This window comes from Brachybacterium hainanense (assembly GCF_042434575.1).
In the GTDB taxonomy this organism is placed as follows: domain Bacteria; phylum Actinomycetota; class Actinomycetes; order Actinomycetales; family Dermabacteraceae; genus Brachybacterium; species Brachybacterium hainanense.
This window is the reverse complement of sequence record NZ_JBHLSV010000005.1, coordinates 128103-139939: the sequence shown is the minus strand read 5'-3', so window position 1 is coordinate 139939 and position 11837 is coordinate 128103. Positions and strand designations below refer to the sequence as shown.

Sequence of the window (11837 nt, the reverse complement as noted above, 5' to 3'; positions counted from 1 at the left end):
GCTAGACTGCAACAGCACGCCCGCGTAGCTCAGTGGATAGAGCGTCTGCCTCCGGAGCAGAAGGTCGTAGGTTCGAATCCTGTCGCGGGCACCCATGAGGACCCCGGTCCCGGCCCCTGCCGGACCGGGGTCCTGTGCATGTCGCCCTTCGCACCCCCGTCTATCCTGCTGCGATGCTGCATGCGCGCTTCGATGATCGGGTGGCCGGGACCATCCTCGCCTTCTCCGCCTGCGAGCGGGTGATCGAGGCCCGCACCGCGGAGGAGGTCCGCCCCGCGCTGCGCGCGGTGCAGGCCGCGGTGGACGGCGGCTCCTGGGCCTACGGGATGCTCGCCTACGAGGCCGCGGCCGGGCTCGACCCCGACGCGCGCGTGCGTCCGGGAACCCCGGGGTTCCCCCTGCTGCGCTTCGGCATCGCCGCCGCCCCCGATGATCCCGGCGCCGTCGCCGCGGCCGAGGAGCGGCTGCGCCTCCCGTCTCCCGCGGCCTGGCGGGCGGCTCCCTGGGAGAGGGGATGGACCGCGGCCGAGCATGCGGAGCGCGTCGCCCGGGTCCGGTCCGCGATCGCCGAGGGCCTGACATACCAGGTCAACCTCACCACTCGTCTGCGCGGACGCGTCGAAGGGGACCTGCTGGCCTGCTACCGCGACCTGGTCGGCGCGCAGCAGGGAGCGCACGGCGCCTATCTGGACCTGGGCCGATGGGCGGTGCTCAGCGCGAGCCCGGAATCCTTCCTCCACCGCCGCGGCGAGCGGGTGCGGACCGCGCCGATGAAGGGCACCGCCGCCCGCGGGGCGAGCCCCGCCTCCGATGCCGCGGCCCGCGCCGACCTGCTGCGCAGCCCCAAGGAGCGGGCGGAGAACGTGATGATCGCCGATCTCCTGCGCAACGACCTCGCCCGCATCGCCCGGCCCGGCAGCGTCCGCGTGCCCCGTCTGCTGAGCGCCGAGGCCTATCCGACCCTGTGGCAGCTCACGAGCACCGTCGAGGCGGAGGTCCCGCGAGACCTCGGCCTCGAGGAGCTGATGTCCGCCCTGTTCCCCTGCGGGTCCATCACGGGCGCCCCGAAGATCTCGACCATGGGGATCATCGCAGAGCTCGAGAGCTGGCCGCGGGACGTGTACTGCGGGGCGATCGGCTGGCTCGCCCCGGCTCGGCACGTCGGCGGGGAGGAGCTGCCACCCGAGGCCCGCTTCAGCGTCGCCATCCGCACGCTGCTCGTGGACCGGGAGGACGGCACGGCGACCTATGGGGTCGGCGGCGGGATCACGTGGGCCTCGCAGGCCGCAGGGGAATGGGAGGAGCTCGCCACGAAGTCGCGGATCCTCGCGGGTCCCCGGACGCCGCCCTCCGCGTCAGCCGTCCCGCGGGAGCCCGTCGTCCCGGCCTCCGACGCCCGGTTCGGACTGATCGAGACCATGGCCGTCCACGAGGGCCGCCCCCGCCATCTGGCGCAGCACCTGGATCGGCTCGAGGCCTCGGCCGCACGCTTCGCGATCCCCTGCGACCGGGAGGCGCTGGAATCCCTGCTCACCGCCTCGGCCCGGGAGGCGGCGCCTCCGGCGGTCGCGGGGGACGGGCCCGGACAGATGCTCCGTCTCGAGCTGAGCCTGGACGGCACGGCGAGGATCAGCCGCCGGGAGCGGCCCGCGGCCGGGGACGGCCCGGTCCTGCTGGGAATCGACGACGAGCCGCGCGATCCCGCGGCGCCGGAGGTCCGGCACAAGACCACCGACCGGGCCGGGCTCGCCGCCGCCCTGGACCGGGCCCGGGGCCGCGATCCCCGCATCGAGGACGTCGTGCTCGCCGCGCCGGGCGGCCTGGTCACCGAGACGACCATCGCGAACCTCGTGGTGCGGATCGGCGGGGAGCTGTGCACGCCGCCGCTCGAGGACGGCTGTCTGGACGGCATCGGGCGCCGGCTCCTGCTGGAGCGCGGCGAGATCCGCGAGCGCAGCATCACCCGGGCCGAGCTCGACACGGCGGAGGAGATCTGGCTGATCAGCTCCGTGCGCGGTCTGCGCCGGGCCGTCCTCGCACGGGCCGTCCCGGCCCCGGCCCGATCCTCGGCTCAGAGCGTGCGGCGCAGCCGCAGCAGCTGATCGAGCAGTCCCGAGACGTCCCCCTGCCCGGGGAGCCGGAAGGCGGCCGCCGTATCGCCCGGCCCGACCTTCACGGTCAGGTCATGCTCCCCGCCGAGGACGAAGACGCTCTCGTCGGTCACGTCGTCGCCCAGGTACAGCCAGGCATCGGCCGCCGCGGCGCGGGCGAGCGCGGTGAGGGCTGCGCCCTTGTCGGTCTGCACGACCGAGAACTCGACGACCTCCTTGCCGGGCGTGACCTTCACGTCCGGCAGCGATCGCGCGTACTCGAGAGCGGCCTCGGTCGCGTTCACGGCGCCCCGGCCGCGGGCGGAGCGGGTGTGCAGCACCGCGGCCATCGGCTTGCGCTCCACATCGACCCCGGGGTGCTTGCGGGCGATCGCCCCGAGGGTGCGGGTGATCGAGTCCAGCAGCGCCTGCCGCGGCTCGTCCATCGTCAGCGCCGCTGCATCGAGCACTCCGGCGTTCATCTCCGGCGGGAGCGCCCCCACCTCCGCGCCGTGGGACCCCACGAGCACCACCGAGCTCGGCATCCGGGTATGGCGGTCGAGGTCCTCGAGGGAGCGGCCCGAGACGAGGGCGACGCTCACCCCTGCGTGCTCGGTCAGCTCGCGCAGGGCCGCGAGCGCCGTGGGGTCGCCCTGCACGGCGTCGCGGTCGGCGATGATCGGGGCGAGCACCCCGTCGAAGTCGGAGGCGACGAGGATCCGCGGCGTGCGCGCGAAGGCGGCGAGCGCCCCCTCGAGAGCGTCGCGCGAGGGTCCGTCCTCGCCGAGCAGCCGCACCGGGGCGGGGGTGCCGCCGCCGGGGGCTCCCACCGACTCGAGCTCGGCGAGGAAGGCGCGCGCCCAGGCCTGCACGTCGTGGTCCAGCACCTGCCGGCGCAGCGAGAGCATCGCCTGCTCCTGCTCCTCCTCGGGCATGTTCAGGGCCTGCAGGATCGCCGCCTTGAGCTCGTCGATGTCGTGGGGGTTCACGAGGATCGCGGCGCGCAGCTCGTCGGCCGCGCCCGCGAACTCCGAGAGCACGAGCACGCCGCGCAGGTCCGGGCGCGAGGCGACGTACTCCTTGGCCACGAGGTTCATCCCGTCCCGCAGAGCGGTGACCAGGCAGACGTCCGAGGCCATGTACAGCGCGGTCATGTCCCGGCGGTCGAAGGAGCGGTGCTGGTAGGACACGGCCGGGCGGCCGATGGGCGCATGGTCGCCGTTGATGCGTCCGACGGTCAGCTCGACCTCGTCGCGCAGCTGCCGGTAGGCGTCCACGCGTTCGCGGGAGGGGGTCGCGACCTGGATCATGACCGTGTCGTGGGGGTCGATCGAGCCGTCGTCCAGCAGCTCGCCCCAGGCCTTGAGCCGGTGGCGGATCCCCTTGGTGTAGTCCAGCCGGTCCACGCCCAGGACGATCTTCGCCGGTTCGCCGAGCTCGCGCCGCAGCTCCGCCGCTCGCTCCTGCAGCGCGGGGTCCTCGGTGAGAGCGGACACGGCCGCGGTGTCGATGGAGATCGGGAACGACCGGGCGGTCACCTGGCGCGCGGGCTCGGAGCCGATGCCCGGCACGGTCACCGTGTACTGGTCCACCTGGTAGCCCAGGAGGTGGCGGACGGCGGCGACGAAGTTCATGGCATCGGACTCGCGCTGGAACCCGACGAGGTCCGCGCCCAGGAGGCCCCGCAGCACCTGGTTGCGCTTGGGCAGCTGGGAGAACAGCTCCACGGGCGGGAACGGGATGTGGTTGAAGAAGCCGATCCGCACATCGGGCCGCGCCGACCGGATCAGCTCGGGGACCAGCTGCAGCTGGTAGTCGTGCACCCAGATCGTCCCGCCCGGCGCGGTCGCGGAGACCGCCGCCTGCGCGAACCGCCGGTTCGCCCGGACATAGGCGTCCCACCAGGTCCGATGGAACTCAGGGTCGACGATGACATCGTGGTAGAGCGGCCACAGGGTGCCGTTGGAGAAGCCCTCGTAGTAGCGCGAGACCTCCTGCTCCGACAGCGGCACCGGATACAGGTGCATGCCGTCGGCGGCGAAGGGCTCCGGCGCCTGGCCCGGGGTGCCGTGCCAGCCGACCCAGGCGCCCGAGTCGACGGTGCGCATGACCGACTCCATCGCGGTGACGAGGCCGCCGGGGCTGGTGACCCATTCGGTCGCGCCATCGGGGAGGGTGCGGGCGTCCACGGGCAGACGATTGGCGACGATCACGAGGTCGTGGGTGGGCATGGGCCGCTCCTGACGGTGGTGTGGACACGGGACAGGGTCGAACCTACCAAGCAGGCCGACGCAGGATCCGCTCCGCGGACGCCGGCCCCGGCGCCGTTCCCGGAGCCGATAGGATCACGGCCGTCAGCCTCCGCACCGTCGCGGTCCCGTCCCGCATCTCGAAGGACCTCAACGCACATGCGCGCACATGAAGCCGGAGCCCTGCACGGCAACGATCCGGCCCCGACCTGGCTCCCGTATCCGGCCGATGTCAACGCTCTGCTGGAGGGTCTGTGGTCGCAGACCACGCAGCGCGCCGCGGACGGCGAGCTGACCGTCGGCGGGGTCGGCGTGACGCGCATCGCGCAGGAGATCGGAACCCCTGCCCTGGTCGTGGACGAGGACGACTTCCGCGCCCGCGCCCGTCGGTTCCGCGCCGCCTTCGCCGAGGCCTTCGCGCCGCATGCCGGGGCCAGCACCTACTACGCGGGCAAGGCGTTCCTGTGCGTCGCGGTCGCCCGCTGGATGGACGAGGAGGGCCTGGGCCTGGACGTCTGCACCGGCGGCGAGCTCGCGGTCGCGCTGCGGGCCGGGTTCCCGGGCGCGCGCATGGCCCTGCACGGCAACAACAAGTCCGATGCCGAGATCCGTCGCGCGCTCGAGGCCGGGATCGGCCGCATCGTCGCGGACTCCCTCGAGGAGATCGAGCGGATCGCCGAGATCGCCGCGGAGGCGGGGGTGCGCGCACCGATCATGCTCCGTGTGACCACCGGCGTGGAGGCGCACACCCACGAGTTCATCGCGACCGCGCACGAGGACCAGAAGTTCGGGATCTCCATCTCCTCCGGGCTCGCCCTCGAGGCGGTCCGCCGCACCCTCGCCCGGGCGGAGCACCTCGAGCTCATCGGCCTGCACTCCCACATCGGCTCCCAGATCTTCGACACCGGCGGCTTCGAGGTCGCCGCGCGCCGGGTCCTGGACCTCGTCGCGCGGGTGCGCGAGGAGCTGGGGCACACGATCGACCACCTGGACCTGGGCGGCGGCTTCGGCGTCATGTACAACTCCCAGCACACCCCCTCGAGCGCCGAGTCCCTCGCCGCGGGCATCGCCGGGATCATCGAGAAGCAGTGCCACGAGCTGGACCTGCCCGTCCCGCACCTCGCCTTCGAGCCGGGCCGCGCGATCGCCGGGCCGTCCACGCAGACCCTCTACGAGGTCGGGACGGTCAAGGATGTGCACCTGGGCGGCTCGCACCATCGCGTGTACGTGTCCGTCGACGGCGGCATGAGCGACAACGTGCGCACGGCCCTGTACGACGCGGACTACTCGTGCCTGCTGTCCAGCCGGACCTCGGGGGCGGTGCCCGCGATCGTGCGCGTCGTGGGCAAGCACTGCGAGAGCGGGGACATCGTCGTCAAGGATGAGTACCTCCCGGCCGACGTGCGCCGCGGCGACCTCGTCTCCGTCCCCGTGACCGGCGCCTACTGCTACTCGCTGGCCTCCAACTACAACCACGTGCCCCGCCCCGCCGTGGTCGCGGTCAAGGACGGCGAGCTGCGCACCCTGGTGCGGCGGGAGACCGAGGACGACCTGCTCGCCCTCGACGCCGGCTGACCTCCCCCGGCCGCGGCGCACGGGAGCTCGTCCCATGCGTTCACATGCGGCAACCTGCCCGTCACGGCTCCGTTACAGTGCAACGGAGCCCACCTCACGACCGCCTGCACGGAAGGACCCCTCCATGACGCCAGCGGCCCCCGACCCCGCTCCCGACGCGCCCGATGCCTCCGTGCCTCCGGTGATCCGTGTCGCGCTCCTGGGAGCCGGCACCGTCGGCTCCGAGGTGCTGCGCCTGATCCGGGAGCACAACGGCGACCTCGCGCATCGCATCGGGGCTCGTCTCGAGGTGGTCGGCGTGGCCGTGCGCGACATCGGCCGCGACCGCGGGCCGCACGTCGATCCCGCCCTCCTCACCACCGACGCCGAGGGTCTGGTGACCCGCGCCGACCTCGTCGTCGAGGTGATGGGCGGCATCGAGCCCGCCCGCAGCCTGATCCTGTCCGCCATGGAGTCCGGTGCGAGCGTCGTGACCGCGAACAAGGCCCTGCTCGCCCAGGACGGCACGTCCCTGTACGAGGCCGCGGACCGTCACGGCGTGGACCTGAGCTTCGAGGCCGCCGTCGCCGGGGCGATCCCGCTCATCCGGCCGATCCGCGAGTCGCTCGCCGGGGACCGGATCCAGCGCGTCATGGGCATCGTCAACGGGACCACCAACTTCGTCCTGGACGCGATGACCCGCACCGGTGCGGAGCAGGCCGAGGTGGTGGCCCGCGCGCAGGAGCTGGGCTACGCCGAGGCCGATCCGACGGCCGACGTCGAGGGCTACGACGCCGCCGCCAAGGCCTCCATCCTCGCCTCCCTCGCCTTCCACACCCGAGTCGGCCTGGGTGACGTGCACCGCGAGGGGATCACCGCAGTGACCAGCGACGACATCGCTGCCGCGCGGCGCATGGGCCGGACCATCAAGCTGCTGTCCATCGTCGAGCGGATCGTCGACGGGCAGGAGGAGCGCGTCTCCGCGCGCGTGTACCCGGCGCTGATCCCGGACTCGCATCCGCTGGCCTCGGTCTCCGAGGCGTACAACGCGGTCTTCGTCGAGGCGGAGGCCGCGGGCTCGCTCATGTTCTACGGCCAGGGCGCGGGCGGCACGCCGACCGCCTCGGCCGTGCTCGGCGACGTGGTCGGCGTCGCGCGCCTGCGCGTCAACGGCGGCTACGGCCCGCGGGAGTCGCATTACGCGGAGCTGCCGATCGCCGGGATCGGCGACCTGCGCACCCAGTTCTATCTGGCGCTCACGGTCGAGGACCGCCCCGGCGTGCTCGCCGACGTCGCCGGCTGCCTGTCCTCGCACGGCATCTCCATCTCCACCATCCACCAGCAACCGCTCACGGACGGCGAGGATCAGGGGGAGCGGGCCGTGATCGGCATCGCGACCCACCGGTCCCGCGAGCAGTCCATGACGGTCGCTCTCGATGAGCTCTCGGCCCGCCCGGCCGTCCTGTCCATCGACTCCGTCCTCCGTCTCGAAGGGGAATGAACCACATGGCACATCAGTGGCGCGGCGTGATCGCCGAGTACCGGGAGCACCTCCCGTTCAGCGATGACGACACCCTGCTCACGCTGGGGGAGGGCGGCACCCCTCTCGTGCACGCCCCCACGCTCTCGAAGGCCGTCGGCGCCGAGGTCCACGTGAAGGTCGAGGGCATGAACCCGACCGGCTCCTTCAAGGACCGCGGGATGGTCTCCGCCATGAGCCGCGCCGTCAGCGACGGCGCGCAGAAGGTCGTGTGCGCCTCCACCGGCAACACCTCCGCCTCCGCGGCCGCCTACGCGACCCGCGCCGGGATCGGCTGCGTCGTGCTGCTGCCGCAGGGCAAGATCGCCGCGGGCAAGCTCGCCCAGGCCGTCGTCCACGGCGCGCAGCTGGTGCAGGTGGACGGCAACTTCGACGACTGCCTCGAGATCGCGCGGAAGCTCGACGCCCAGTACCCGATCGAGCTCGTGAACTCCGTGAACCCCTACCGGCTCCAGGGGCAGAAGACGGGCGCCTTCGAGATCGCTGACGCCCTCGGCGCCGCCCCCGACATCCACATCCTCCCCGTCGGCAACGCCGGCAACATCTCCGCCTACTGGATGGGGTACCAGGAGTACCGCGCCAAGGGGATCACCTCCTCCGTCCCGCAGATGTGGGGCTTCCAGGCCGAGGGCGCCGCACCCTTCAAGGCCGGGCGTCCCATCTCGCGCCCGGAGACGATCGCGACCGCGATCCGGATCGGCGCCCCCGCCTCCTGGGACCTCGCCGTCGCCGCGCGCGACGACTCCGGCGGCCTCATCGACGCCGTCTCCGACGAGCAGATCCTCGATGCGCAGGAGATCCTCGCGGGCGAGGTCGGCATCTTCGTCGAGCCGGCCTCCGCGGCCGGTGTCGCCGGTCTCCTGCAGCAGGCCGCGCGCGGCCTCGTCCCCGCCGGTGCGACGATCGCGATCACCGTCACCGGCAACGGCCTCAAGGACATCGACACGGCGCTCTCGCGCCGTGAGCTGACTCCCGTGGTCGTGGAGGCCGATGTGAACGCCGCCGCGGAGGCGATGGGCCTGTGAGGATCGGCCGCCGGCGCGCGGCGGTCCGCGTCCCGGCCACCAGCGCGAACCTGGGGCCCGGCTTCGACGCGATGGGCCTCGCACTCATGCTGCACGACGATCTCGAGATCGAGGCGATGGCGGGGGGCCTCGAGATCGAGGTCACCGGCGAGGGCGCCGAGGACGTGCCCCGCACCGAGGAGCATCTCGTGCTGCGCGCCCTGCGGATCGGCCTGGACCATGCCGGGGCCCCGCAGATCGGGGTGCGCCTGCGCGCCCGGAACCGGATCCCGCACGGGCGCGGCCTCGGCTCCAGCGCCGCGGCCGCCGTCGCGGGACTGCTGCTCGCACGGGGGCTCCTGGCGGATCCCGACGCCCTTGACGATCAGCAGGTGCTCGAGCTCGCGACCGAGATCGAAGGACACCCCGACAATGCGGCGCCCGCCCTGCTGGGCGGCGTGACCCTGTCCTGGATGCAGCGCGGACTGCCGCGCTCGGTGCGCCTGTCCGTCGCCGAGGGTGCGCTGTCGCCGACTGTGCTGCTGCCCAGCATGACGCTGTCCACAGCCACGGCGCGCTCGCTCCTGCCCGCGGAGGTCCCGCACGCCGATGCGGCCTTCGCCGCCGGACGGGCCGGACTGCTCGTGCATGCGCTCGCCGCGGACCCCTCGCTGCTGCTGCCGGCGACGGAGGACCGCCTGCACCAGGAGCAGCGTGCCCCCGGCATGCCGCAGAGCGTCGAGCTCATGCGCGTGCTGCGCGCGGAGGGCTTCCCGGCGGTGATCTCCGGGGCCGGCCCGACGGTGCTCGTGCTGGCCGGGGACGCGGAGCGTCTGGGCGAGATCGTGCGACGCGCGGTGGATCGGCCCCAGCAGTGGCGGCTCGCCCGGATCGACCTGGACGTCGCAGGGGCCGGTGCTGTGGTACGTTGATGCCGCGTCCAGGCGGAGTTCCGCCGCCGCGGTGATCTGATGGGGGCTCTCCCCTCCGGTGCCGCAACGACGAGCCCTTCCTTGCACAGCCGTGCACCGGTGCTTCCCGGTCCTTCGACCGCGGCTCGCCCCGGACAGCTGAACCCGTACTGATCGCCTGCGGTGATCCGCATCCGGTCATGGGGCATGGACGCATCCACGACATCTCCCTGACGTACCTCGGCCCGTCCGGTGCTCTCGAGCAGCGTGCAGGCCCCGTCGGGACATCGATCCTCCTGATCGCCAGCGCACGGGTCGGCATCGACCCCTGGCCTTCACGGGATACGCCACAGCGCTTCCGGTTGCCATGCCGGGACTCACGAGCCGAACGGATCGGCTCCACAGGAAGGAACCTGGGTGAACGACACCACCTCCGCCACGAGCGACAGCTCCTGGCTCCAGGCGAAGAAGCTCCCCGAGCTGCAGGGCATCGCCGCGGACCTGGGCATCAAGAACGTGCGCCGCCTGCGCAAGGGCGAGCTGATCGACGCGATCCGCTCCGGCGGCGGCTCGGCTCCTGCCGCGGCGCCCGCCGCGAAGAAGAACCCGGCCGCGGGGGCTCCCCAGGAGCAGGCCGCAGACGCCTCCGAGCAGGCCGCCCCGGCCGCGAGGAGCGCCCGCGAGGAGACCTCCGCCCCGGCGGAGAAGACGGCCCAGCCGACGACGCGGTCCTCCGCCCGGAAGACGGGGGCCGCGGAGATCTCCGAGCCGGCCGGGAAGCGCGCCGACGCGGTCGAGCCGTCCGGTGCCGACCGCGCGGGCGCCGCCGCGCAGACGGCCGACGCCCCCTCGCTCGACATCGAGCTGCCCTCGCGCTCGGGCCGTCGGGAGGAGCAGGGCTCCGCCGCGGAGCAGGACCGTCCCGAGCGCGGTCGCGGCGCACGCCGCTCCGAGCGCGGTCGCTCCGACCAGAGCGGCGAGGAGAGCCGGAGCGAGCAGGGCCGCGGCGGCCAGAACCGGAACGAGCAGAACCGGAACGAGCAGGGCCGCGGCGGGAACCAGAACCGCCGGGACAAGCCGCGACGCATCGAGGACATCGAGCTTCCCGCGCGCAGCGGCGAGCAGTCCGATGGACACGGGGACGACGCCGACGGCGAGGAGCGCCGCGGACGGCGCTCGCGCAGCCGCACCCGCGACCGCAAGCGCCGCGGACGCGGCACTCAGCCCGGTGAGGGTCAGACCTCCTCGCAGAACGACGAGCCGGAGGTCCGCGACGGCGAGGAGCTCGTCACCGTCGCCGGAATCCTCGACATCCGGGACAACAACGCGTACATCCGCACCACCGGCTACCTGCCCGGGCCCAGCGACGTGTACGTGACCATGAACCAGGTGCGACGCAACGGCCTGCGCAAGGGCGATGCGATCACCGGTCAGGTGCAGGCCCCCCGCGAGGGAGAGGAGCGCGAGGCGCCTCAGCAGCAGCACTCCGGCGGACGCAACCGCCGACAGCGCTCCGGCGGCGGGCAGGGCAAGTTCGCAGCGCTCGTGCAGGTCGACACGGTCAACGGCATGACCCCGGACCGGGCGAAGACCCGCGTGGACTTCGGCAAGCTCACGCCGCTGTACCCGGACGAGCGCCTGCGCCTGGAGACCGCTCCGCTGAGCGTGGCCCCCCGCGTGATCGACCTGGTCTCGCCGATCGGCAAGGGCCAGCGCGGCCTCATCGTCGCGCCGCCGAAGGCCGGCAAGACCATCATTATGCAGCAGATCGCCAACGCGATCACCACGAACAACCCCGAGGTCCACCTCATGGTCGTGCTCGTCGACGAGCGCCCCGAGGAGGTCACCGACATGCAGCGCACGGTCAAGGGCGAGGTCATCGCCTCGACCTTCGACCGTCCCGCATCGGACCACACCATCGTCGCCGAGCTCGCGATCGAGCGTGCCAAGCGCCTGGTGGAGATGGGGCGCGACGTGGTCGTGCTGCTGGACTCGCTCACCCGCCTGTCGCGGGCCTACAACCTGGCGGCCCCCGCCTCCGGACGCATCCTCTCCGGTGGTGTGGACGCCTCGGCGCTGTACCCGCCGAAGCGGTTCTTCGGTGCGGCCCGCAACATCGAGCACGGCGGGTCGCTCACGATCCTCGCCTCCGCGCTGGTGGAGACCGGATCCAAGATGGACGAGGTCATCTTCGAGGAGTTCAAGGGCACCGGAAACATGGAGCTCCGGCTGGCCCGCAACCTGGCCGAGAAGCGCATCTTCCCGGCGGTGGACGTCAACGCCTCCAGCACCCGCCGCGAGGAGGAGCTCATGGGCAAGGAGGAGCTCGCGATCATGTGGAAGCTGCGCCGCGTGCTCGGCTCTCTCGAGCAGCAGCAGGCCCTCGAGCTGCTCCTGGAGCGGATCAAGAAGACCCAGTCCAACACCGAGTTCCTCATGACGGTGCAGAAGAACACCCCGAGCGTCGGAGCCCGCGGCACCGACTGACC

Annotated in this window: 7 protein-coding genes and 1 tRNA gene; 7 read left to right on the top strand and 1 reads right to left on the bottom strand. The window is 72.8% G+C overall.

What is annotated here, in order from left to right:
• Positions 1-18: 18 nt before the first annotated feature.
• Both ACFFF6_RS05620 and pabB read left to right on the top strand, forming a co-directional pair.
• Positions 19-91 (top strand) — tRNA-Arg (locus tag ACFFF6_RS05620).
• A gap of 82 nt (positions 92-173) precedes the next feature.
• A complete protein-coding gene (pabB, locus tag ACFFF6_RS05615) occupies positions 174-2102 on the top strand; it encodes an aminodeoxychorismate synthase component I (protein ID WP_376979000.1) in 1929 nt (642 codons plus the stop codon).
• On the opposite strand, the gene ACFFF6_RS05610 is transcribed toward pabB, so the two are convergent.
• Positions 2072-4321: a bifunctional alpha,alpha-trehalose-phosphate synthase (UDP-forming)/trehalose-phosphatase gene (locus tag ACFFF6_RS05610; RefSeq protein WP_376978998.1), complete on the bottom strand. Its 2250-nt coding sequence runs from the start codon at positions 4319-4321 to the stop codon at positions 2072-2074. The two genes, pabB and ACFFF6_RS05610, sit on opposite strands and share 31 nt — an antisense overlap.
• 177 nt (positions 4322-4498) lie before the next feature.
• On the opposite strand from ACFFF6_RS05610, the gene lysA reads away from it, so the two are divergent.
• From lysA to rho, 5 genes are all read left to right on the top strand, one after another.
• Positions 4499-5914, top strand: a complete 1416-nt coding sequence (lysA, locus tag ACFFF6_RS05605) for a diaminopimelate decarboxylase (protein ID WP_376978996.1) — start codon at positions 4499-4501, stop codon at positions 5912-5914.
• A 124-nt stretch (positions 5915-6038) separates the two neighbouring features.
• Complete coding sequence (locus tag ACFFF6_RS05600) at positions 6039-7394, top strand: homoserine dehydrogenase (RefSeq protein WP_376978994.1); 1356 nt, start codon at positions 6039-6041, stop codon at positions 7392-7394.
• Between the two features lie 5 nt (positions 7395-7399).
• Positions 7400-8458 (top strand): threonine synthase, encoded by a 1059-nt coding sequence (gene thrC / locus ACFFF6_RS05595; protein ID WP_376978992.1) that lies wholly within the window; start codon positions 7400-7402, stop codon positions 8456-8458.
• A complete protein-coding gene (gene thrB, locus ACFFF6_RS05590) occupies positions 8455-9369 on the top strand; it encodes a homoserine kinase (RefSeq protein ID WP_376978990.1) in 915 nt (304 codons plus the stop codon). The genes thrC and thrB overlap by 4 nt, the downstream gene beginning before the upstream one ends.
• A 396-nt stretch (positions 9370-9765) precedes the next feature.
• Positions 9766-11835 (top strand): transcription termination factor Rho, encoded by a 2070-nt coding sequence (rho, locus tag ACFFF6_RS05585; RefSeq protein ID WP_376978988.1) that lies wholly within the window; start codon positions 9766-9768, stop codon positions 11833-11835.
• Positions 11836-11837 lie beyond the last annotated feature (2 nt).